The organism is Kitasatospora sp. NPDC054795 (genome assembly GCF_053611565.1).
In genome coordinates this window covers 66754-88553 of the sequence record NZ_JBSHAP010000022.1, presented here as the reverse complement: position 1 = coordinate 88553, position 21800 = coordinate 66754, and the positions used below count along the sequence as shown (strand labels likewise).

At 72.7% G+C, this 21800-nt stretch carries 20 protein-coding genes; 3 read left to right on the top strand and 17 right to left on the bottom strand.

Annotated elements, in window-relative coordinates:
- The coding region (locus ACWGJO_RS11175; protein ID WP_452183165.1) for an MHYT domain-containing protein at positions 1 to 878 on the bottom strand (878 nt) is incomplete at its 3' end.
- A gap of 295 nt (positions 879 to 1173) precedes the next feature.
- Complete coding sequence (locus tag ACWGJO_RS11170) at positions 1174 to 1632, bottom strand: VOC family protein (protein WP_452183164.1); 459 nt, start codon at positions 1630 to 1632, stop codon at positions 1174 to 1176.
- A gap of 120 nt (positions 1633 to 1752) precedes the next feature.
- Here ACWGJO_RS11170 and ACWGJO_RS11165 point away from each other — a divergent pair, with 120 nt between their 5' ends.
- A complete protein-coding gene (locus tag ACWGJO_RS11165; protein ID WP_030235202.1) occupies positions 1753 to 2187 on the top strand; it encodes a MarR family winged helix-turn-helix transcriptional regulator in 435 nt (144 codons plus the stop codon).
- Between the two features lie 206 nt (positions 2188 to 2393).
- Here the strand turns inward: ACWGJO_RS11165 and ACWGJO_RS11160 are convergent, their stop codons facing one another.
- The 11 genes from ACWGJO_RS11160 to ACWGJO_RS11110 all read right to left on the bottom strand — a co-directional run bounded on the left by ACWGJO_RS11160 (position 2394) and on the right by ACWGJO_RS11110 (position 13770).
- A complete protein-coding gene (locus tag ACWGJO_RS11160) occupies positions 2394 to 3173 on the bottom strand; it encodes an ABC transporter permease (protein WP_452183163.1) in 780 nt (259 codons plus the stop codon).
- A complete protein-coding gene (locus tag ACWGJO_RS11155) occupies positions 3170 to 4114 on the bottom strand; it encodes an ATP-binding cassette domain-containing protein (RefSeq protein WP_452183162.1) in 945 nt (314 codons plus the stop codon). The genes ACWGJO_RS11160 and ACWGJO_RS11155 overlap by 4 nt, the downstream gene beginning before the upstream one ends.
- Entirely contained in the window at positions 4114 to 4953 is an 840-nt protein-coding gene (locus ACWGJO_RS11150; protein WP_387691689.1) for a DUF4097 family beta strand repeat-containing protein, read from the bottom strand. Before ACWGJO_RS11150 ends, ACWGJO_RS11155 begins: the two co-directional genes overlap by 1 nt.
- Positions 4954 to 5070: 117 nt before the next feature.
- Positions 5071 to 5622: a toxin-antitoxin system HicB family antitoxin gene (locus ACWGJO_RS11145; protein WP_452183161.1), complete on the bottom strand. Its 552-nt coding sequence runs from the start codon at positions 5620 to 5622 to the stop codon at positions 5071 to 5073.
- A 180-nt stretch (positions 5623 to 5802) separates the two neighbouring features.
- Complete coding sequence (locus ACWGJO_RS11140) at positions 5803 to 6834, bottom strand: adenosine deaminase (protein ID WP_452183160.1); 1032 nt, start codon at positions 6832 to 6834, stop codon at positions 5803 to 5805.
- 123 nt (positions 6835 to 6957) lie between these two features.
- Positions 6958 to 8253 carry a DUF445 domain-containing protein gene (locus ACWGJO_RS11135; protein ID WP_452183159.1) on the bottom strand — a complete coding sequence of 432 codons (1296 nt, stop codon included), beginning with the start codon at positions 8251 to 8253 and terminating at the stop codon, positions 6958 to 6960.
- Between the two features lie 114 nt (positions 8254 to 8367).
- Positions 8368 to 9663 carry a nucleotide sugar dehydrogenase gene (locus tag ACWGJO_RS11130; protein WP_452183168.1) on the bottom strand — a complete coding sequence of 432 codons (1296 nt, stop codon included), beginning with the start codon at positions 9661 to 9663 and terminating at the stop codon, positions 8368 to 8370.
- A gap of 2 nt (positions 9664 to 9665) precedes the next feature.
- The gene (locus tag ACWGJO_RS11125; RefSeq protein WP_452183158.1) at positions 9666 to 10955 is read right to left on the bottom strand and encodes a glycosyltransferase family 2 protein; all 1290 of its coding nucleotides are present in this window, start codon (positions 10953 to 10955) and stop codon (positions 9666 to 9668) included.
- 156 nt (positions 10956 to 11111) lie between these two features.
- On the bottom strand, positions 11112 to 12074 hold the full coding sequence (locus ACWGJO_RS11120) for an ABC transporter ATP-binding protein (RefSeq protein ID WP_452183157.1): 963 nt from the start codon (positions 12072 to 12074) through the stop codon (positions 11112 to 11114).
- Positions 12075 to 12128: 54 nt separating this feature from the next.
- Positions 12129 to 12980, bottom strand: coding sequence for an ABC transporter permease (locus ACWGJO_RS11115; RefSeq protein ID WP_452183156.1), 852 nt, complete (start codon positions 12978 to 12980; stop codon positions 12129 to 12131).
- Positions 12973 to 13770, bottom strand: a complete 798-nt coding sequence (locus ACWGJO_RS11110; RefSeq protein ID WP_452183155.1) for an ABC transporter permease — start codon at positions 13768 to 13770, stop codon at positions 12973 to 12975. Before ACWGJO_RS11110 ends, ACWGJO_RS11115 begins: the two co-directional genes overlap by 8 nt.
- A gap of 224 nt (positions 13771 to 13994) precedes the next feature.
- Between ACWGJO_RS11110 and ACWGJO_RS11105 the strand changes: the two genes are divergently transcribed.
- Complete coding sequence (locus tag ACWGJO_RS11105) at positions 13995 to 16334, top strand: transglycosylase domain-containing protein (RefSeq protein ID WP_452183154.1); 2340 nt, start codon at positions 13995 to 13997, stop codon at positions 16332 to 16334.
- Positions 16335 to 16377: 43 nt separating this feature from the next.
- Here the strand turns inward: ACWGJO_RS11105 and ACWGJO_RS11100 are convergent, their stop codons facing one another.
- The 3 genes from ACWGJO_RS11100 to ACWGJO_RS11090 form a co-directional block, all read right to left on the bottom strand.
- Positions 16378 to 17559, bottom strand: coding sequence for a winged helix DNA-binding domain-containing protein (locus ACWGJO_RS11100; protein ID WP_452183153.1), 1182 nt, complete (start codon positions 17557 to 17559; stop codon positions 16378 to 16380).
- A 130-nt stretch (positions 17560 to 17689) separates the two neighbouring features.
- Positions 17690 to 17992: a GroES family chaperonin gene (locus ACWGJO_RS11095; protein ID WP_049655715.1), complete on the bottom strand. Its 303-nt coding sequence runs from the start codon at positions 17990 to 17992 to the stop codon at positions 17690 to 17692.
- 184 nt (positions 17993 to 18176) lie between these two features.
- A complete protein-coding gene (locus ACWGJO_RS11090) occupies positions 18177 to 18518 on the bottom strand; it encodes a DUF3618 domain-containing protein (RefSeq protein ID WP_380538871.1) in 342 nt (113 codons plus the stop codon).
- A gap of 166 nt (positions 18519 to 18684) precedes the next feature.
- Between ACWGJO_RS11090 and bcp the strand changes: the two genes are divergently transcribed.
- Positions 18685 to 19158 carry a thioredoxin-dependent thiol peroxidase gene (gene bcp / locus ACWGJO_RS11085; RefSeq protein ID WP_452183152.1) on the top strand — a complete coding sequence of 158 codons (474 nt, stop codon included), beginning with the start codon at positions 18685 to 18687 and terminating at the stop codon, positions 19156 to 19158.
- A 95-nt stretch (positions 19159 to 19253) separates the two neighbouring features.
- Here bcp and ACWGJO_RS11080 read toward each other — a convergent pair whose 3' ends face one another.
- Positions 19254 to 21593: a chitinase C-terminal domain-containing protein gene (locus ACWGJO_RS11080; RefSeq protein ID WP_452183167.1), complete on the bottom strand. Its 2340-nt coding sequence runs from the start codon at positions 21591 to 21593 to the stop codon at positions 19254 to 19256.
- Between the last annotated feature and the right edge of the window lie 207 nt (positions 21594 to 21800).

Genomic DNA, 21800 nt, shown 5'->3' with positions numbered 1-21800 from the left:
GCCCCGCCCAGCGGCCGCCGCTGCGGGAGCAGCGGGCTGCCCTGGTCGCCCGGGGTGCGCGCGGCCCCCGCGGCCCCCGCGGCCCGCGCGGTCCCGGAGGCGCGCGGGGGCCGCGGAGGCAGCGGGGCGGCCGGACCGGCCAGCAGGGGCTGGGAGTCGGACCGGCTCGGCGAGACCGCGAAAGCCAGCGAGCCGAAGAACACGTAGCAGCCCAGCCCGACCCCGAGCGGGAAGATGAACTGGAGTGCCATCACGCCGGCCTCGGTGGAGCGCGAGAGGTCCAGCTGGACGGAGAGCGCCGCCATGCCGGTGTAGTGCATCGCGCAGACCGCCACGCCCATCACCGGCGCCGCCGCCAGCACGGCGAGCGTGCCCCGGATGTTGAGCGCGGCCCAGAGCGCGGCCGTGGCCGCGACCACGGCGATGGCCACCGAGGCGGCGACGGTGGGCCGGTCGTAGCCGAGCGTGCCGGGCAGGACCATCGCGGCCATGCCCAGGTAGTGCATCGCGGCGACCCCCAGACCGGTGGTCAGCCCGCCGACCAGCAGGGCCAGGACGCGGCGCCGCCAGTACCCGACGGTGAAGAGCCCGACGCCGACCACGGCGACGGCGACCAGCAGGCTGAGCACGGTCAGGCCGGGCCGGTAGCCGATCTCGACGCCGGTCACGGAGAAGCCGAGCATCGCGATGAAGTGCATGGACCAGATCCCGGCCCCGAGCGAGGTCGAGGCGAACAGCAGCCAGACGGCCCGGGTGCGACCCCGGGAGACGAGTGCCCAGCGGGCGCTGCGCAGGGCGACGAAGGCGCCGACGCAGGCGACGAAGTACGAGACCGCCGGTGTCACCCAGCCGTGGTCGGCATGGTGGATCTCACCCAATGGAGCTCCCTGGACGAGGGTTGAGGGCACCGGGGCGCGGGCGGACGCGGCTGGCCGGGGAAGGCGCGCGGCGGCGGGCACCGGAGCGGGAACGTGCTCCCGCAGGGGAGGAGCCTGGCATGTGGTGCCCCTGACAATCCGGGAGAGTAGCCACTGCCCGGCAGTCGCACAATGTTCGTGCTTTTCGTGAAGTCCCAGGTCAGGATGGGCCTTTACGCGGCCTGCATGATCCCGGCACCAAGCCCTGACACCGCCTGCGCACCGCCTCCGGGTGACTGCGGTCCGCTGTCGGCGCTCACTCCAGGGGGGCTAGCCCGAACGGGTGGCCGGCCGGGTCGATCAGCACCCGCAGGGTGCGGCCGTGCTGGTAGGCGGGCTCGGTGGCGCCGAGCGCGAGGGCCTTCGCGGTGGCCTCGTCCAGGTCGTCGACGTAGAAGTCGAGGTGGAAGTGCTTGCTGCCGTCCGGTTCCGTCCACGGTTCCGGCCGGTAGCCGGCCACCCGGCCGAAGCCCAGTGGGCTGCCGCCCTCGGGGTTGTCCAGGATCGCGAAGCGCTCGTCCGCGTGCCTGGTCTCCCACCCCAGCAGCTCGCCGTAGAACGAGGCCAGCGCGACCGGGTCGGCGCAGTCGATGGTGACCATGGCGAGCCGGGCGAAGCCGGTGTCGCCGGGCCCGGTGCGCGCGGACCGTTCGGACGGCTGCGGCTGTTCGGACGGCTGGGACCGCTCGGACTGCTCGGTGGCGAGGTCGGACATGGCAGGTCGGCCCTTCCGGGAGAGAGCTGGGGCCCATGACCAATATGGCACCGCGGTGACCCTCCGGCACGGCGGCGGATCTCATTTTCCTTAGCGAGAGTAATGACGTAGGCTAAAGAGATGCCCGAGATGTCCGAGCAGGACCTCGCAGCGATCAGTCAGCTGCGATCGTCCACGATGCGCCTCTCCCGACGACTCAAACACCAGCGGGTGGAGGAGTCGCTGAGTCCCACCGAGATGGGAGTGCTGGGCACCCTCGCCCGGTGCGGAAAGGCGACGCCGGGTGAGCTCGCCCGGAAGGAGCACGTGCAGCCTCCTTCGATGACCAGGATCGTCGCGATGCTGGAGGAGAAGGGGCTGGTGCGGCGCGAACCGCACCCCGAGGACCGCCGCCAGGTGGTCGTCAGCAGCACCGAGCAGGCCGAGACGATCCTCGCGGAGAGTCGTCGACGCCGGAACGTCTGGCTCGCCGAGCTCGCCCAGGGGCTCGACGAGGAGGAATGGGCCGTCCTCAGGGAGGCCGCGCCCGTGCTCTACAAGCTCGCCCACCTGTAGCTCGCCCACCTGTAGCTCGCCCACGTGCAGCTCGTACACCTCCGAGGCACACCGACCCCGGCCGGCCGCCGGGAGAAGAAGGAGCCCGCATCACCGCAGGACCGACCACCGACACCAGGAGCGCGACGGCCACCGCCAGCGCCCGCCCGCCCCCGGGGGGGGCCCCCGCGCCCCCCCCCCCGCCGGGTCTACCGGCCGTACCCCCGTCACCGCCGGTAGAAGACGCTCCGCGACCAGAAGTAGCCGACCAGCGTCAGCACGGTGCACCAGGCCAGGGCGCTCCAGGCACTGGTGCCGATCCCGGTCCCCATCAACAGCCCGCGCAGGGTCTCGATCATGGGGGTGAAGGGCTGGTACTCGGCGAACCAGCGAAGTGCCGTCGGCATGGAGTCGGTGGGCACGATGGCGCTGCCGATGAAGGGCAGGAACTGCAGCGGCATCGGCATGTTGCTGGCGCTCTCGACCGTCTTGGCCACCAGGCCGATGCCGGCCGATATCCAGGTCAGGGCGATCGTCAGGAAGAGCAGCAGGCCCATCGCGGCCAGCCACTCCACCGGTCCGGCGTTCGGCCGGAAGCCCATCGCGAGGGCCGCGCCGATCACCAGCACCAGCCCAATCATGGTCTGGATGACACTGCCGACCACGTGCCCCGCCAGGAAGGCGGAGCGCGATATGGCCATCGTGCGGAAGCGGTTGACGATGCCCTCGGTCATGTCGGTGCAGATGCCGATCGCGGTGACCAGCGACCCGGAGGTGGCCGCCATCAGCACGATGCCGGGCGTCACGTAGTCGATGTAGTTGCCGCCGCCTATGCCGGCACCCAGGGTGCTGCCGTAGGCGTAGTTGAAGAGCAGCAGCATCATGACCGGCATCACCACGACCGCGAAGGTCAGGGACGGGTACCGCAGCGCGTGCTTGAGGTTGCGGCGCAGCATGGTCAGCGAGTCGCTGAGCGCGTGGCCGGCCGTGCCCGTGGCCATGCTCATCGCACGCCCTCCCCGGTCAGTTGAAGGAACGCGTCGTCCAGGTCGGCCGTCTCCACGACCAACGACTCGGCCTGCACGGACGCGTTGTCGAGCACGTCCAGTACGGCCTTCACGGTGAGGACGGAGTTGTCCCCCGGGATCTCCAGCCGCAGCGCCTCGGTGTCGGCCGTGGCGTATTCGAACAGCGTGGCGGCGGTGGCCAGCGAGCCGGCGTCCGCGAACCGGAGCCGGATCCGCCCGCCGGGGGCGAACCGCTTCAGCTCCTCGGCCGTGCCCTCGGCGACGATCCGGCCGCCGTCCAGGACGGCGATCCGGTCGGCGAGCTGGTCGGCCTCCTCCAGGTACTGGGTGGTGAGGAAGACCGTCACCCCGTGGTCGGCGACCAGGCTCCGGATGATCTCCCACATGGTGCGCCGGCTGCGCGGGTCCAGCCCGGTGGTCGGCTCGTCCAGGAAGATCACCTTCGGGTCCCCGACCAGGGTCATCGCGAGGTCGAGCTTGCGCCGCATGCCACCAGAGAAGGTGGTGACGGCCTTGCGCGAGGCCTCGGTGAGATCGAAGCGCCGCAGCAGTTCCTCCGTCCGCCTCCGCCCCTCCCGACGGCGGAGGTGGTTGAGGTCGGCCATCAGCATCAGGTTCTCCTCGGCGGTGAGCAGGTTGTCCACCGCCGAGAACTGGCCCGTCACCCCGATCGCCTTCCGCACCGCGTCGGCCTCGCGTGCCACGTCGCGCCCGACCACCCGGGCCGAGCCACCGTCCGCGGGGATCAGGGTGGAGAGGATCTGCACGATGGTGGTCTTGCCGGCGCCGTTGGGCCCGAGCAGGGCGAATACGCTGCCCGCCGGGATCTCCAGGTCGACGCCCCTCAGGACCGCCTTGTCCCCGTAGGACTTGGTGAGTCCGGTCGCCGAGATCGCCGGGACCGCGGAGTCGGCCGCCATCAGGCCCTCCGGACGACGACGTTGCCGACCTGGGTGCGGCCGCGGACCTCGACCGTCTCCACCGCGTCGCCCGGGCCCTGGGTGGGGCCGAGGTCGTTGCGGACGCCGCCGACCTTGCTGTGCACGTCGAGCCAGGCCGCGGTGCCCTCCGCAATGCCGACCTCGACGTCCCCCACGCTGGTCTGGAGGGTGACCTTGCCGCGCACCACCCGGCCGACCCGGATGTGGCCGTGCGCCGACTTGGCGTCCACGTTCCCCTCGGCGAGGCCGACGTGGATCCGGCCGTTGGAGGCGTTGGCGTGGAGTTCGCCGTACACCTCGTCGACCTCGGTGTCGCCGTTGCTGTTCTTCACCGTGAGCCGGCCCCCGACGGATCCGATCTCGATCCGGCCGGCCCCCGTCACCTCGGCGTCCCCGGTCGTCGCGCCGAGCCGGACGTCCCCGAAGCCGCTGTCGAGCCGGGCGCTCTCGGCGCTCTCGACCTGGATCCGGCCGAGCGAGGTCTTCAGCCGGCAGGCGCCGAGCGGGCCCTCGGTGACGAACTCGGCCATCGGGGACTCGCTGTGGACCTCGGAGCCGGCCGGCAGCTCGACCAGGACCTCGATCGCGCCCTTCTTGCCGCTGAAGACGCTGCGCTGCTTGGGGGCCTTGATGCCGAGCCGGCGGCCGGAGAAGTCGACCTGGGTCTGCTCGGCGGCCTTGACGTCCGCCTCCTTGGCCGGATTGGCGGGCCGGACCTCGACCACCGCGTCGGTGCGCTTGCCCGCCTTGATCCAGACCGAGCCGATGTCGAACTCGAGGATGGCGGAGATCGGTCCGTCGGTCTCGTACGTAGGCATGGCTGTCCCGTCCTCTTGACTCGTGTGGGTGTTCCCGCTGGTCGGAGCGGGGGTGACGTCGAAGGTGCAGAAGGTGGTGCGGGAGGTCGTGCGGATGCTCGGGGTCCTGCGGAGGCCTCAGTGGACCCAGCCGGTGAAGCCCTGGCCGCCGACGCTGCGCGCGACCCGGCTGCCCGGATCGGCCACCGGCCGGCGGACCGGCTCGCCGCCCTCCAGCGCGCCGGCCAGGGCCCGGACCAGCCAGGCGTTGAGCGAGAGGCCGGCCTCGGCGGCGGCCTCCTCCGCCCTGGCCTTGAGGTGGGCGGGCAGGCGGAAGTTGATCCGGGCGGTGCCGGTCTCGTCCGGCTCCGGCGCCGCCGAAGGCGCCACCGGCGGCGCCATCGGTGCCGGCTGTGGCGCCGCATCGCCGTGGAAGGCGTCCGAGCCGGGCGGCGCCGTCACCACGAACTCGGGGTCGAGCCCGCGCAGGCGCACGTCCACCGAGCCGGGGGCGAGGTCACGGGTGACTTCGCCCATGGCGGCCGAGAGCGCGTTGAGCAGGGTGAGCCGCACGGCCGACTCCAGCGGGAGCGTCAGCCGCTCGGCCAGCGCACGCGCTTCGTCCCCGCCGGTGGCGGCGGCCACCGCAAGCTCGTTCCGGAGGTTTTCCACGTACGGCGTGAGGTCCATGGCCGTAAGCATGGCACGGCGGTGGTGCCATGTCGAGCCATTTGTGGCACCACTTTGGCGCCATCGCCCGAACGAGGGTGGCGCCGGTCGGCGCCCGAACGCGGAACCGCCCCGCCGACCGAGGTCGACGGGGCGGTTCAGCAGGGGAAACGCGACGGGGGAAGCGCGACTGCGGGAAGGTCAGGCCTGCTGCCAGCCCGCCAGGTAGGCGTCGATCTCCCCGGTCAGCCGGGTCTTGCCCGCCCGGTCCAGGAAGGAGGCCTCGACGGCGTTTCGGGCCAGCCCCGCCACCCCGGCCTCGTCCAGGCCCAGCAGTCGCGCCGCCACCGCGTACTCGGTGTTGAGGTCGGTGCCGAACATCGGCGGGTCGTCGCTGTTGACCGTCACCAGCAGCCCGGCGTCGACCATCCGCTCGATCGGGTGGTCCTCCATCCGCTCCACCGCCCGGGTGGCGATGTTGGAGGTCGGGCAGACCTCCAGCGGGATGCGGTGCTCGCCCAGGTAGTCGACCAGCGCCGGGTCCTTCACCGCCTGGGTGCCGTGCCCGATGCGCTCGGCGCCGAGCACCCGGATCGCGTCCCAGACCGTCTCCGGACCGGTGGTCTCGCCCGCGTGCGGGACGCTGCGCAGGCCGGCCGCCCGGGCCCGGTCGAAGTACGGCTTGAACTGCGGGCGCGGCACGCCGATCTCCGGGCCGCCCAGGCCGAAGCTGACCAGGCCCTCGGGGCCCAGCTCGGTGGCCAGCCGGGCGGTCGCCTCGGCGGACTGCAGCCCGGCCTCGCCCGGGATGTCGAAGCACCAGCGCAGCACCACGCCGAGCTCCTTCTCGGCGCGCAGCCGGGCGTCCTCGATCGCCTCCATGAAGGCGACCTCGGGGATGCCCCGGCGGACCGAGGAGTACGGGGTGATGGTCAGCTCGGCGTACCGGATGTTCTGCCGGGCCATGTCCTCGGCGACGCCGTAGGTGAGCGAGCGGACGTCCTCGGCGTCCCGGACCAGGTCCACCACGCTCAGGTAGACCTCGATGAAGTGCGCGAAGTCGGTGAAGGTGAAGTACTCGGCGAGCGCCGCCGGGTCGACCGGCACCTTGGAGTTCCCGGCGTGCCGGGCGGCCAGTTCCGCGACGACGCGCGGCGAGGCCGAGCCGACGTGGTGGACGTGCAGTTCCGCCTTGGGCATCCCGGCGATGAATGCCTCGATGCTCCGCTCCACAGGCTCGATCCGACTGACGCTGGGGCCGATCCGACTTCCGTCCGGCTGGACCACGGTGGTTCCCTTCTTCCTTCTACGCGCGTACCGAAGACAGCTGCTGGCAAGGATAGGCCGTGCCCGGGGTCACCCTCCGAGCGCCACCGCCAGGGTGTGGATCAGCAGCCCGGCCAGGGCGCCGACCACGGTGCCGTTGATCCGGATGAACTGGAGGTCGCGGCCGACGTTGGCCTCGATCTTGCGGGAGGCGTCGTCGGCGTCCCAGCCCGCCACCGTCTCGGAGATCAGCGAGGTGATCTCGGTGCGGTAGGTGTCGACCAGGTACTGGGCGGCGTCCTGGAGCCAGCCGTCCACCTTGGCCTGGAGCTTGGGGTCGGTGGCCAGGCGCTCGCCGAAGCGGCGCACGCCGTCGCGGATGCGCCGGCGCAGTTCGCTGTCCTCGTTCTCGGCCGCGCCCATCACCAGGGTGCGCACGGCTGCCCAGGTGGAGTTGATCAGGTCCTGCACCTCGGCACGGGCCAGCAGCTCTCCCTTGGCCCGCTCGACCCGGGCGATGGTCTCCGGGTCGGTCTGCAGCTCGGTCGCGAAGTCGGCGAGGAAGTTGTCGATCGCGCCGCGGGCCGGGTGGTCCGGATCGTCCCGGATGTCGGTGACGAAGCGCAGCAGTTCCTTGTAGACCCGCTCGCCGACCTGGTGGTCGATGAACCGGGGCGTCCAGCCCGGGGTCTTCTGGGTGACCTTCTGGACCACCTCCTCGTGGTTGGTGGTCAGCCAGCCGTGCGCCCGGACGGCGACCAGGTCCACCACCCCGTGGTGCCCGCCGTCCGCGACCACCTTGCCGAGCATCCGGCCCATCGGCTCGGCCACCGAGGTGGCCGCGGCCCGCCTGGTCACCGCCTCGGCGACCACCGCCCGCACGTCGTCGTCGCGGAGCACCGCGAGCAGGCCGCGCAGCGCCGCCGAGGCCTCCTTGGTGACCCGCTCGGCACTGCCCGGCGCGGCCAGCCACTCCCCCAGCCGGCGGCCGATGCCGAGTGCCGCCAGGCGGCCGCGGACCACGTGGCCGGAGAGGAAGTTCTCGCCGACGAAGTCGCCGAGCGAACGCCCGAAGGCGTCCTTCTTGGTCGGGATGATCGCGGTGTGCGGGATCGGCAGGCCGAACGGCCGGCGGAACAGCGCGGTCACCGCGAACCAGTCGGCCAGCGCGCCGACCATGCCCGCCTCGGCGGCGGCCGCCACGTACCCCGCCCAGGGGCCGGCGCCGGCCGCCCCGGCCCAGGTGGACAGGGCGAAGACCAGGGTCGCGAAGGCCAGCAGGCCGGTCGCGATGGTCTTCATCCGGCGGACGCCGCGTCTCTTCTGCTCGTCGGCCGCGGTGAACCGGACCCCGGGGCCGGTCCCGCTGAAGGCATCGTCACTCACCCCGCCAGTCTGCCCGTTGCCCGGCGCGGGCGGGGGCGCGCCTCGCGATCACGCGCCCCCGCCAGGCGTGACGCACCGAACAACCCGGGCCCCACACGCCGAACCGACCGGGCCTCACGCCCCGCCCAGCACCATCCGCCGCACCTCCGCGCCCGCCCAGCGCTTCGGGTCCGTGCACCGGCGCCCGTCCAGCAGCACCCGCACCCCCGGCAGGTCCGCCGGCGTCAGGTCCCGGTACTCCGGGTGGTCGGCCTGCAGCACCGCCGCCACCACCGACTCCCCGCCGTACGGCGGCAGCCCGAGCGCCGCCAACTCCTCCGCCTCGTACAGCGGGTCGCTGACGTACGGCCGCGCACCCGCCGACCGCACCGCCTCGACCAGCGGGAACACCCCGGAGTACGCCGTCTCCTTGACCCCGCCCCGGTACGAGGCGCCGAGCACCAGCACGCCCTGCCCGGCGATCCCGCCCGGCACCGCCCCCGCCAGCACGCCCACCGCGTACCCCGGAACCGCCAGGTTGGCCTCGCGCGCCGCCCGGACCACCGTCGCGCCCGGGTCGTTCCACAGGTAGAGCCGCGGGTACACCGGGATGCAGTGCCCGCCGACCGCGATGCCCGGCCGGTGCAGGTGGCTGTACGGCTGGGAGTTGCAGGCGTCGGCGATCTCCGCGAAGTCCACCCCGACCTCGTCCGCGTACCGGGCGAACTGGTTGGCCAGCGCGATGTTGACGTCCCGGTACGTGGTCTCGGCGAGCTTGCTGAACTCGGCCGCCTCCGCCGAGGCCAGTTCCCAGACGCCGTTGGGCCGGGGCAGGTCCGGGCGCGGGTCGAAGTCCAGCACCGCCCGGTAGAACTCGGCGCCGCGCCGGGTGGAGGACGCGTCCAGGCCACCGACCAGTTTGGGGTAGCGCCGCAGGTCGGCGAAGACCCGTCCGGTGCGCACCCGCTCCGGGCTGAACACCAGCGCGAAGTCCCTGCCGGCCGCGAGCCCCGACCGGGACGCCAGCCGGGGCGCCCAGCGCTCCCGGGTGGTGCCGACCGGCAGGGTGGTCTCGTAGCTGACCAGGGTGCCCCGGCGCAGCCCGGCCGCGACGGCGTCGGTGGCCGCGTCGAGCTGGGCGAAGTCCGGGCTGCCGTCGGCGGCGGTGACCAGCGGGACGACCAGGACGACGGCCTCGGCCCGGGCCACCGCGACCGTGGTGTCGGCGGTGGCCCGCAGCAGGCCCTCAGCGACGACCCGCTTGAGCGCCTGGTCCAGACCCGCCTCCCGGGGGAACGGCGGCACGCCCCGGTTGACGCTCTCCACCACGCCGGGGGCGGTGTCCGCGCCGGTCACCCGGTGGCCCTTCAGCGCGAACTGCACCGCCAGTGGCAGGCCCAGCTTGCCCAGGCCGACCACGCAGACGTCCAGACTCATCCCCGTCCTCCGTTCACCGAGTCGGCCAGCCGGCGCCACGCCGGGTGGCGCCGCAGCCGGCGCCGCAGCTGTTCCGGGACGAGCCCGCGCCACAGCTGCCGGGCGAGGTCGAGCCGCGGGGCGGCCTTCCCGACCGCCTCCGAGGCCGCCTCCCCGGCAGCCGCCCCGGTCGCCTCCTCCGGCAGCAGGAACAGCTCGTCCGGCAGGCCGAGCCGGGCGTCCCGGAACGCCGGGAGGCCCGCGTACCGCCGCCCGCCGTCCACCACCACGGGTGGATCGCCGTGCGCCGCCTCGTAGCGGATCTGGTCGCGCAGCGCCTCCGGCCGCACCGCGCAGGCGAGTTCGAGCCGCACCCGCTCGGCGGGCGGCAGCCGGTGGTACACCTCGCGGGCACCGAACCGTTCGACCAGCCGCGCGACCTCGACGCACACCCGCTCCTGCACGTCCTCGGCCAGCAGCAGGAAGCCCTCCCGCAGCAGGCGCGGCACGTCCCAGCCGAAGCTGCGGGCCCGGATGGCGTCCAACTCCTCTCCGGGCTCCGCCAGTTCCGCCGCCACCTGCTGCAGCGCGGCGATCCCGCGCAACCGGTCCAGCACCCCGGCCCGCTCGGTGACGTTGCCCCGGTCCTCGCGCAGCACCAGGAAGTAGCAGTCGTAGGAGGCGAGGACGGACACCCGGGCCGCCCGCAGGCAGGCCTCCAGGGTGAACGGCTGGTCCGAGAAGACCTTCAACCGCTCGTCGCGGCACAGCCCGTGGCGCCGGAGGAGGTCGAGCCGGAACAGCTTGGTGTCGGCCAGCGCCCAGGCCAGCGCGGAGTCGGTGAAGTTCACGGACTCGGCGTCGGCGTGGAAGATCCCCTGCGGGACCAGCCGCCCGTTCACCCCGATCTGCTTGGGCACCACCACGTCCGAGCCCCAGGCGTCGGCGGCCGTGACCAGCCGCTCCAGCGCCTCCTCGCCGAGCCGGTCGTCCGCGCCGAGGAACAGCACGTAGCGGCCGCGGGCCAACTCCAGGGCGCGGTTGGTCGGGCCCGCCGGGCCGCCCGAGTTGGGCTGGTGCAGCACCGTGAACAGCCCTGGGTGGCGGGCGGCGTACTCGTCCAGCAGCTCCCCGCCGCCGTCCGTGGAGCCGTCGTCCACGGCCACCACCTCCAGCCGCCCCGGCGCCAGGGACTGCCCGACCAGCGAGTCCAGGCAGGCGGTGAGGTACGGCATGGTGTTGTAGACCGCGACCACCACGGTCACGTCGGGTACGGCCATCGGGGAGCGGGCCTCCGGTTCCGGCATCGGCGAGTGATGCCGGGTCAACTCGCGGTGGCGGCCAGGGGTCACGATGATCACCCGCACCGGCGACGGGGAACCGAACACACTCCCGGCCGTGGCACTGGCGTACGACGGCCGGGCGGCGGCCGGAGGGCCCCCGGCCGCCGCACGTCCGTCCCGTCAGCCGATCGCGACCTCCGCGTACATCCGGGCGATCACGTCCTCGATGGCCGGTTCGCGCACCGACAGGTCCACCAGGGGGTAGCGCGCGGCGACCGCCGCCACGATCGGCGCGGCGCTCTCCTGGGCCGGGAAGGCCAGCCACTGGCGCGGCCCCTCGACCCTGGTGACCCGGGCCCCGGGCACCTCGACCGGGTGCGGGAGTTCCTGCGCGAGGTCCACCACCAGCGTCCGCTCGCTGCGGCCGGTGGCGTGCAGGCCCTCCAGTCCGCCGTCGTAGACCACCCGGCCGTGGTCGATCACCATCACCCGGCCGCAGAGCTGCTCGATGTCGGTCAGGTCGTGGGTGGTGAGCAGCACGGTGGTGTCCCGGTCCCGGTTGACCTCGCGCAGGAACTCCCGCACCCGGCCCTTGCTGACCACGTCCAGACCGATGGTCGGCTCGTCCAGGTAGAGCACCTGGGGGTCGTGCAGCAGCGCAGCGGCGAGGTCGCCGCGCATCCGCTGGCCGAGCGAGAGCTGGCGCACCGGGGTGTCCAGCAGTCCGCCGAGGTCGAGCAGTTCGACGCAGCGGCCGAGGTTCTCGCGGTACCGGGCGTCGGGGATGCGGTAGATCCGGCGGGCGAGTTCGAAGGAGTCGCGCAGGGGCAGGTCCCACCAGAGGGTGGTGCGCTGGCCGAAGACGACGCCGATCCGGCGGGCCAGTGCGACGCGTTCGCGCGCCGGGTCGACGCCGGCCACCCGCAGCCGTCCGGAGCTGGGGACGAGGATGCCGGTGAGCATCTTGATGGTGGTGGACTTGCCGGCCCCGTTGGGCCCGATGTAGCCGACGCACTCGCCGGCCTCGACGGTGAAGCCGAGCCCGTCCACCGCCCGGACCTCGCGTTTGGCCCGGCTGAACCGGCCCGTGCGGGTGCGTACGGTGAAGGTGCGGTGGACGTCCTGGAGTTCGATCAGTGCCATGGGAGCTCCTTCGGGATGGGAGGGTTCCGGTGGGAGGGGTTCGGTGGGAGGGGTTCAGCTGCCGGTGCCGCGGTAGGCGCGCAGCCCGGCCCGCCAGGCGAGCCCGGCGGCGAGGACGCAGAGCGCGGCGACGACCGGCGAGGCGAACTGGAAGGCGGTGGGCAGGCCGAGCGGGTCGGGCCGGTCGAGGATGCGCAGCGCGGGAAGCCAGTTGACGAAGGCCAGCGGTACGCCGAAGACCGCCCCGGCGACCAGCTCCTTGGCGAAGATCGTCGGCGGGTAGTGCAGCAGCGTCGCGCCGCCGTAGGTGAAGGAGTTCTGGATCTCCTTGGACTCGCCCCACCAGAACTGGACGGTGGCGCCGCCGATGTAGATCGCGCCGAAGATGACGGTGCCGCAGAGCAGCAGGGCGGGCACCAGCAGCACCCGGTCCCAGGTCCAGTGGACGTCCAGGGCGGCCAGCGACCAGACCAGCACCGCGACGGCCTGGAGCGGGCGGCCGAGCCGGCGCAGCGTGAAGCGTTCGGCGCACAACTGGGAGAGCGCGGGCGCGGGCCGGATCAGCATGGTGTCCAGCGAGCCGCTGCGGATCCGCGCGCCGAGCCCGTCGGCCGAGCCGACCAGCAGGTTGGCGACGCCGAGCGAGAAGGTGGCGGTGGCGTACAGGAAGGCGATCTCCGGCAGGCTCCAGCCGCCGAGCCGGTCGGTGTGCAGGAACATGATCACCAGCACCACGAAGTCGAGGGAGTGGGTGACCAGGCTCGCGACCAGGTTGAGCGCGAAGGAGGCCCGGTAGGCCATCATCGAGCGCATCCACATCCGGGCGCAGAGCCACCAGGAGCGCAGCGCCCAGGCGGTGCGGGCGGTGAGGGGCTCCCGGCGGAGCCCGACGAGCTGCTCAGCCACCCTGCACCACCACCTTGCGGGTGGCCAGCCACTGGGCGCCCCGCCCGGCGGCGAGCAGCACCACCGCCCAGCCGAGCTGGAAGCCGAGCGCCCCGAACAGGGCGGTGCCGCCGGTCCGTTCCAGGAAGACGTCGGTGGGGACGTTCACCAGCGCCGACCAGGGCAGCGCCCGGCCGAGGTCGCCGAGCGGGCCGGGGAACAGCGCGACCGGCAGCAGCATCCCGGAGAAGAACATCGAGACCACCAGCATCACCGAGCGCACTCCCTCCGAGTCGTGCAGCCAGAAGCCGGTGATCGAGACCAGGAAGCGCAGCCCGAAGCTGACCACGACCGCGAGCAGTGCCGAGAGCAGGAAGAACGCCCAGGTGAGTGGGTGTTCGGGCAGTCGGATGCGGAACACCAGTGCGCCGATCAGTATCGGCACGGTGCCGCGCACCAGCGCCTGGAAGCCGGCCCGGCCGAGGTCGGAGGCCAGCCACCAGGCCTGGAAGTCGACCGGGCGGTAGAGGTCGACGGCGATGTCGCCGCTGCGGAAGCGGTCCTGGAGGTCGTCCTGGAAGCCGCCGCCCCAGACCGCGACGGTGACCAGCAGGCTCTGGCTGACCCAGATGTAGGTGACGGCCTGGCTCTGGTCGTAGCCGCCGAGGCCGGGGCGGGCCTGCCAGAGGGCGAGGAAGGTGGAGGCCAGGATGATGCCGAAGACGGTGTTGGTGAAGGTGCCGGCCACGGTGGCGGCCCGGTAGGTGGAGTAGCGGCGGAAGGCGCCGCGGGCAACGGCGGCGTAGAGCATATTGTCTCCTTGTCGACAAATACGGGCAGAGGTGGACACCCCTCGACATCCGCGCACGCCCCAGCGGCCCCGACCGGCCGTACCCGGGGGTGCCGGGCCTGGCGGGCGGAGCTGCGAAAGTGGGTGCGCTATGTGGTTTGCACCTTTCACCGTACCTCCGGCCCGCACCACCCGCACCCGGTTTTCCCCGCCTGATCCGACGTCAAATAGCAGATAATCTCGGCATGACCTTGAGCACCCGCCGCCAGGCCAAACGGGCCGCCCGCCGCGAGGCCCGCCGCGCCCTCCCGCTCTGGCGCCGGCTCCTGCCCACCTGGCGGGTCACCTTCGGCACCCTCACCCTGCTGCTCCTGCTCGCCGCCGGCGGCTTCGCCGTGCTCTACGTCATCGTCCCGGTGCCCGACCCCAACGCCCACGCCGTCGCCCAGAACAACATCTACCTCTACGCCGACGGCAGCACCGAGATCGCCCGCACCGGCGCCGTCAACCGCACCGACGTCACCATCGACCAGATCCCGCCGGCGACCCAGCAGGCCGTCGTCTCCGCCGAGGACCGCACCTTCTACCAGAACCGCGGGATCGACCTGAAGGGCATGCTCCGAGCCGGCTGGAACACCCTGCTCGGCAAGGGCATGCAGGGCGGCTCCACCATCACCCAGCAGTACGTCAAGAACTACTACCTCACCCAGGACCGCACCATCGAACGCAAGGGCCGCGAACTGCTCATCGCCCTCAAGGTCGACCAGCAGCGCGACAAGCGCGAGATCCTCGCCGGCTACCTCAACAGCAGCTACTTCGGCCGCGGCGCCTACGGCATCCAGAGCGCCGCCCACGCCTACTACGGCGTCGACGTCTCCGGACTCACCCCCGCCCAGGGCGCCTACCTCGCCTCCCTGCTCCAGGCCCCCAGCCTCTACGACGTCAAAACCGCCACCCCCGCCAACCGCGAGAAGGCCGTCGCCCGCTGGAACTACACCCTCGACGGCATGGTCCAGCTCGGCTTCCTCACCCCCGCCGACCGCGCCGCCACCGCCTTCCCCGACCCGATCGACCCCCAGCCCGCCACCGGCCTCGCCGGCCAGGCCGGCTACCTGGTCGGCGTCGCCGACGACTACCTCGTCTCCTCCGGCACCCTCGACGCCGCCACCCTCAAGGCCGGCGGCTGGCGCATCACCACCACCTTCGACAAACCCCGGCAGGACGCCTTCGTCAAGGCCGTCCAGGACCGGCTCACCGGCGAACTCGACCCCCGGGCCCGCCCCGCCACCGACACCGACGTCCGGGTCGCCGGCGCCTCCGTCGAACCCGCCACCGGCCGGGTCGTCGCCGTCTACGGCGGCCCCGACTACGCCAAGCAGCCCTACAACGACGCGCTGCGCCAGGACAACCAGATCGGCTCCACCTTCAAACCGATCGACCTCGCCGCCGGCCTGCTCGCCCAGCACACCCTCGACGGCGTCCCGATCACCACCGAATCCCGCTACGACGGCAGCAGCGAACGCCCCGTCACCGGCGGCCCCACCCCCTACGCGCCGCCCAACGAGGACGACGTCGACTACGGCAGCATCACCCTGCGCTACGCCATGGTGAAGTCGGTCAACTCCGTGTACGCGCAGGAGGGAGTCGACGCCGGACTCGCCCGCGTCCGGGAGACCGCCGTCAAACTCGGCATCCCCGACAGCGTCCGCGGCATGGACCCGGCCAACACCTCGATGACGCTCGGCACCGCCACCCCCAGCGCCCTCGACCTGGCCGGCGTCTACGCCACCCTCGCCGACCACGGCCAGGCCCGCACCCCCTGGTCCGTCGTCAAACTCGAACGCGTCAAACCCGGCGGCGCCGTCGACGTCCCCAAGATGCCCGAGCACGACCCCACCGAGGCCCTCGACCGGGAGACCGCCGACTCCGTCACCGACGTGCTGCGCGACGTCGTCAGCCCGCGCGGCACCGGCGCCGCCGCCCTCGACCTGAACCGCCCCGCCGCCGGCAAGACCGGCACCACCGACTCCAACCTCTCCGCCTGGTTCGCCGGCTACACCCCCGAACTCGCCACCACCGTCGGCCTGTTCCGGGAGAACCCGAAGACCCATGCCAAGGAGCCACTGGCCGGCACCGCCGGACTCACCCGGATCAACGGCGGCACCTTCCCCACCCGGATCTGGACCGCCTACATGGCCGCCGCCCTCGACGGCACCCCCACCCAGGACTTCGACCTCAGGACCGGACACGGCACCCCCACCGCCACCCCCTGGCCCGGCCTCACCCCCGGCAACAGCCCCAGCGCCACCACCCCGACCACCGCCCCCGCCACCGGCGGCGAACCCGCCCACGCCGACCCGGCCCCCGGCACACCGCCCGGCCACGAGCCCGGCACCCCCGCTTCCACCGGCCGACCCGCTCCCGGGCCGGTCACCCCCAGCCCGCAGGCGCCCAGGCCGACGGCGGAGCCGGAACAGCCCAGCCCCACCCCCAGGCCCAGCCAGGTCCAGCCGACCCGCCCCACCGCCCCGCCCAGCGCCACCGGCGGCCCCGCCAGCCGCCCGGCGGCCCCGCCCACGCCCTGAAGCCTGTCCCCGGCCTTCCGGAACAGGCCTTCAGCAACAAGCTTCAGGACGCGCCCCGGGCCACCAGTTCGCGCTCCAGCGGGGTGCGGAACCGCGGCGTCACCCGCACCTCCCCCAACCAGTCCGCCAGCCGCTCGGCCCGCTCCGCGACGGCCCGCTCCGCCGCCGCCCCGACGTCCCGGAACAGCCGCCACACCACCGCGCCGTCGGGGCGCTGCGCCCAGCCGCCCACCACCTCGCCGCACCACCACACCGTCGGCCCGGCATTGCCCGCCCGGTCGAACAGCGCCGGCACGTCCTCCGGCCGCAGATACCAGTCCCGCCCACGCCAGCCCATCACCGCCGGGTCCAGCGCGGGCAGCAGCGCCGCCCACGGCTCCGGCCCCGCCACCGGCGCCTCGTCCCCCGGCAGCACCAGCGCCGGCGCCCCGCCGGCCAACGCCACGTCCAGCGCCCCGAGATCGGCCAGCGCCCGGCGGACGTCCCCCAGCGTCCAGCCCGTCCACCACTTCACGTCCTCGACCGTCGCCGGTCCGTACGCCGCCAGCCAGCGCCGCACCACCTCGGCCTTCGCCCCCCGCACCGGCACCTCCGGCCACTGCGGCACCGGCGCCCACGGGTAGCTGCTGCTCAGCCACGAACCGCGCGGGCGGGAGCGGCGCACGTGCCCGTCGGAGGCCAGCAGCCGCAACAGGCGGCTGCCCACGCTCTGCTTCGCCTCGTACGCCTTGCCCGCCGACATCAGCATCGTCTCGCGCAACTGCGGTACGTCCTCGGAGAGTTCCCTGGTCGTCGCCTCGCCGCGGACGGCCAGCGCGGCCAGCACCTCGCGCTCCGTCTCCGCCAGCCGGGCCTCGTCCCATCCCTCGGCGAAGTCCCGCAGGTGCTTCAGCAGCGTCGCCCGCTCCTTCGCCGCGATCACCCGCGCCGCCGCCGAACTCACGTACGGGGCGAGGCCCTCCGTCACCGCGAAGATCGTCCGCCGCATCGACAGCAGCTTCACCAGCGAGACGTCCTCGTACAGCGCCCGGTCCACCTCCGCCGCCGAGGGCTCCGCCAGCCGCGCGCAGGCCGACAGGTACACCGTGGCCGCGTCCGTCGCGTGCAGCCCGACCACCGCGTCGGCCACGTCCTCCACCCGCGCCGCCCGCAGCGACGGCACCAGCAACTGCCGCCGCCCCAGCCTGGCCCGACGCTCCGCATCCCCGATCACCGGCACACCCATGCCGGGACCCTAGCGCGTGTCCGCCGCGCGGCACCGACGACGCCCGGGCGGCCCGGGCAGCCGCCCGCAGCGGAAGCGCGGTGCCCCGACCCGGGTCGGGGCACCGCGGGGCACCGGGCCGATCAGGCCGTCACAGGTACAGCCCGGTCGAGCCCTCCGTGTCGCCGAAACGGGTCGCGGCGACGGCGTGCAGGTCGCGCTCGCGCAGCAGCACGTAGGTGGCGCCGCGGACCTCCACCTCCAGCTTGTCCTCCGGGTCGTACAGCACCCGGTCCCCCGGTTCCACCGAGCGCACGCTCTGGCCCACCGCGACGGCCTCCGCCCAGGTACAGCGCTTGGACAGCTCCGCGGTGGCCGGGATCAGGATGCCGCCGGTCGAGCGGCGCTCGCCCTCGCCGCCCTCGATGCGCACCAGCACGCGGTCGTGCAGCATCCGGATCGGCAGCTTCTCGCCGAGCCGGTCGTGGCGGACGGGCTCCTGCGCGTGATCGGAGCGGGTCGCTTCGTCGTTCGTACTCACGGTCCCGAAGGTACCTCTCCCGGGCGCGGGGCGTGACGCCGGCCCGGTACGCGAAGGGCCGGGCACCCGTGGCGCCCGGCCCTCCGTCCCGCGGTGCTCAGCCCTTGCGGCGCTTGCGGGCCGAGGCGACCAGCAGCACCAGGCCCACGCCGACCAGCGCGGCCGGGACGATCCGCTCGCGGCGCGGCTGCCCCTTCTCGTCCACGAACTGCGCCCGGACCTTCTCCACCACACCGCTGGCGGCCACGTACGCCCGGGCGGCCCGCTCCTCGACGGCGGCCGCCGCCTTGGCCTTGACCTGGGCGGAGATGGTGCTCGGGTGGACGCGGACGGCCAGCTCGTCGAGGGTCCCCGCCAGCCGGTCACGCGTCCGCTCGATGTCCGCCTCGATCTGGGCGGTCGTCCGCGCCGACTTGTCCTGCGTGCTCGCCTCGCCCACTCGGGCCACCCCATTCACTCGCCGATGTCGTTCCGTCCGATCCGTGCGATCGGTGCGACTGACCCAGTGTGTCAGCTGCCGAACACGGCCGCGCGGCCCCACCCACCATCGGGGGTAAGTTTGCCGTGGTACAGCCGCCCGTCCCAGCCTTCAGGAGAGTACGACCGTGTCTGAGCGCCTCCAGCCCGGCGACACCGCGCCCGCCTTCAGCCTGTCCGACGCCGACGGCAACCAGGTGTCCCTCGCCGACCACGCCGGCCGCAAGGTCATCGTCTACTTCTACCCGGCCGCCCTGACCCCCGGGTGCACCAAGCAGGCCTGCGACTTCACCGACAACCTGGAGATCCTCGCGGGCGCCGGCTACGACGTCATCGGCATCTCCCCGGACCAGCCGGAGAAGCTCGGCAGGTTCCGCGAGGCCGAGAACCTCAAGGTCACCCTGCTGTCCGACCCGGACAAGGAGGTGCTGGAGGCGTACGGCGCCTTCGGCGAGAAGCTGAACTACGGCCGCACCTACCTGGGCGTGATCCGCTCCACGATCGTCGTGGACGAGCAGGGCAAGGTGGAGCACGCGTTCTACAACGTGCGGGCCACCGGCCACGTCGCCAAGCTGCTGCGCGACCTCAAGGTCGGCGCCTGACCTCCCGCGGTACGGAGAACGACGAAGCGGTGGCGGCGCACCCCCCGACCGGGTGCACCGCCACCGCCGTTCCTCACCTCGGCGGACCGGCCTGATCAGCAGGCCCCGAGGTCGCTCCAGACTCCCCACGAGCCGCTGGCCGCGGGGTCGTCGCCCTTGGTCCACCACTTGTTCTGGTAGTAGTGGCCCTTCCACGAGACCTTGGTGGGGGTCGCGTAGGTGGTGCCCGCGTCCCAGCCCGGGGCGGCCGCGCAGGCGCCCGAGGTCGGGGTCGGGGTCGGGGTCGGGGTCTGCGTCCCGGTCGCGGTGGGCGTCGGGGTCGGCGTCGGGGTGGCCGTCTGCGTCGAGGTCGGGGTCGGGGTCGGCGTGCCGCCGTCCACCGCGCCGCGGGTCAGGTCGCCCTTGATCCCGTACAGCGTGCCGCCCACGTTGACCGTCCAGTTGGAGGGCGTGGACACCGGCAGGTAGTAGACGAAGTCCATGTCGATCGAGGCGCCCGGCGCCAGCGACTGCCAGCCCGGCAGCTTGACCGACACCCGGTTGTAGGTGCCCTTCAGCCCGCCCACGTTGCCCGGGCCCGGGTTGTCCTGCTTGATGACCTGGAGGCCGAAGCCGGACTGGTCCTTGGCGTTGCCCGGGGCCGAGTTGCCGTAGTCGAACTGGAACTCGGTGCCGCCCGGCAGGGTCAGCGTCGAGTTGTTGACGATGTGCAGCTTCGGGTTGATCGGGTAGTTCGAGTCGCCCAGCGCGAAGTTGGTGAACGACACGTCGATCGGCAGGGTCTGCTGCGGCAGCGCGGTCGTCGAGCGGATCGCGCCGTACGGGGCCGCCGACTTGAACTTGTCGTACATCAGCGAGGTCAGCGTCGAACCGGGGACGTACTCGCCCTTGCCGCCGTTGGCGGCGGCGTCCCACTTGTAGTCGCCCGCGAGCTCCCAGATCATCGCGCCGCCGGCGCCCTGGTTGACGATGTAGTCCGCCTTGGCGCCCACCGACTGCTCGTCCTCGGTGGAGAGGAACACCTTCTTGGTGTCGTTCCACAGCCACGGCGCCACCAGGGCGGAGCTGTAGTTGCGGGTGTAGGTGCCCTGCAGCGCGGTGTCGGACACGCCGTACTTGGCCAGGTAGTCGGGCAGGATGCCCTTCTCCAGGTTCTTGGCGTGCCACATCGGGTTCGACCCGGCCGGGGACTCCTTGCCCGCGTCGTCCTTGTCGTTCCAGATGTTGTCGATGCCGACCGCGCCGTCACCGCAGGCGGTCAGGCCGGAGCCGGCCGGGCAGGTGGTCGCCGAGGCGGTTCCCCAGAGGCCGTTGGTGCCGCCCTGCACGTTCTTGAAACCGCGGGAGTAGTACGGCAGGCCGACGTTGATCCGGCCGCCGGGCATCGAACCGCGGAAGTAGTGGTACGACCAGTCGGCGTTCAGGTAGCCGATGCCGCCGTACTGCCCGGTGCCGTAGACGTTGGCGGCGGCGAGCTCGCCGTCCTTGCCGTCGTCGTACAGCGAGGCGTTCGGGCCCACGTACTTGTTCCAGGCACCGTGCAGGTCGTACGACATGATGTTGACGTAGTCCAGGTACTTGGCCACCTGGAAGGTCTCCATGCCGCGCAGCAGGTAGCCGGAGGACGGGGCGGCGACCGACAGCAGGTAGTGCTTGCCGTCGGCGGCGCCGGCCTTGTCCAGGTTCTCGCGCAGGGTCTTCATCAGCGCCGCGTAGCCCTTGGCCAGCGAGCCGCGCTTGGCGTTGGCGAGCTGCCAGTCCAGCGGGTTGCCGGCGTCCTTCATCGAGGTCGGGTACTCGTAGTCGATGTCGACGCCGTTGAAGCCGTACTTGCGGATGAAGTCGACCGAGGAGGCGGCGAAGGTGTCGATGCCGGCCTGGTTGACGCTGCCGTCCGCGTTGACGGTCATCGAGTAGAAGCCGCCGGAGTTGACGCGCTTGCCGTCGTCCCCGAAGTAGCCGCCGGTCTCGGTCCAACCGCCCACCGAGATCAGGGTCTTGACGTTCGGGTACTGCTTCTTGAACTTCGTCAGCAGGTTGAAGTGGCCCTTGTACGGCAGGCTCGGGTCCAGCTCGCCACCGGGGACGCCGGGGAAGGAGATCCCGGTGGCCTCGTTGGTCGGGCCGTCGGTGCCGACCGAGAGCTTGTTGTCGCCGCCGACGTGGCCGAAGGCGTAGTTGAGGTGGGTGACCTTGTCCCAGGGGATGTCGTTCACCAGGTACGGCGCGTCGCCGTTCTTGCCGGTGCGCCAGCCGGTGAAGTAGCCGATGATGCGGCGCTGGTGGTCGGCGCCCATCTTCTCGCGCCCGCTGGTGTCGTAGACGGAGCAGTACGGGACGTCCACCCCGGGGGTCTGGTACAGGCCGTCCGGCCGACAGGCCGCGTTGTCGACCGCCGCCGACGCCTGCGAGGGCGCCGCACCCAGCGTCGCCATCAGCAGTCCGGCCAGCGAGGCCGCGGCGAGCGAGGCCACGCCGGCCCGGGCGGCCGGGCTCTTCCGGCGGTGGGCGGCGGTGGGACGCCGCTCCGCCGTGTTTCGGATCAACACTCGGTCCTCCAGGAGAGAGTGTCGGCGCGTGCCTGTGGGGGAGCACGCACGTGGGGGATTGCAATTGGCGCAGAAGCTATGTGGTCTGAACCA

Bases quoted from the DNA above. Each gene is read 5' to 3' on its own strand.
- ACWGJO_RS11170 (WP_452183164.1), bottom strand. From the start codon at position 1,632: ATGTCCGACCTCGCCACCGAGCAGTCCGAGCGGTCCCAGCCGTCCGAA.
- ACWGJO_RS11165 (WP_030235202.1), top strand. From the start codon at position 1,753: ATGCCCGAGATGTCCGAGCAGGACCTCGCAGCGATCAGTCAGCTGCGA.
- ACWGJO_RS11160 (WP_452183163.1), bottom strand. From the start codon at position 3,173: ATGAGCATGGCCACGGGCACGGCCGGCCACGCGCTCAGCGACTCGCTG.
- ACWGJO_RS11155 (WP_452183162.1), bottom strand. From the start codon at position 4,114: ATGGCGGCCGACTCCGCGGTCCCGGCGATCTCGGCGACCGGACTCACC.
- ACWGJO_RS11150 (WP_387691689.1), bottom strand. From the start codon at position 4,953: ATGCCTACGTACGAGACCGACGGACCGATCTCCGCCATCCTCGAGTTC.
- ACWGJO_RS11145 (WP_452183161.1), bottom strand. From the start codon at position 5,622: ATGGACCTCACGCCGTACGTGGAAAACCTCCGGAACGAGCTTGCGGTG.
- ACWGJO_RS11125 (WP_452183158.1), bottom strand. From the start codon at position 10,955: ATGCCGGAACCGGAGGCCCGCTCCCCGATGGCCGTACCCGACGTGACC.
- ACWGJO_RS11120 (WP_452183157.1), bottom strand. From the start codon at position 12,074: ATGGCACTGATCGAACTCCAGGACGTCCACCGCACCTTCACCGTACGC.
- ACWGJO_RS11110 (WP_452183155.1), bottom strand. From the start codon at position 13,770: ATGCTCTACGCCGCCGTTGCCCGCGGCGCCTTCCGCCGCTACTCCACC.
- ACWGJO_RS11105 (WP_452183154.1), top strand. From the start codon at position 13,995: ATGACCTTGAGCACCCGCCGCCAGGCCAAACGGGCCGCCCGCCGCGAG.
- ACWGJO_RS11100 (WP_452183153.1), bottom strand. From the start codon at position 17,559: ATGGGTGTGCCGGTGATCGGGGATGCGGAGCGTCGGGCCAGGCTGGGG.
- ACWGJO_RS11095 (WP_049655715.1), bottom strand. From the start codon at position 17,992: ATGCTGCACGACCGCGTGCTGGTGCGCATCGAGGGCGGCGAGGGCGAG.
- ACWGJO_RS11080 (WP_452183167.1), bottom strand. From the start codon at position 21,593: ATGGCGACGCTGGGTGCGGCGCCCTCGCAGGCGTCGGCGGCGGTCGAC.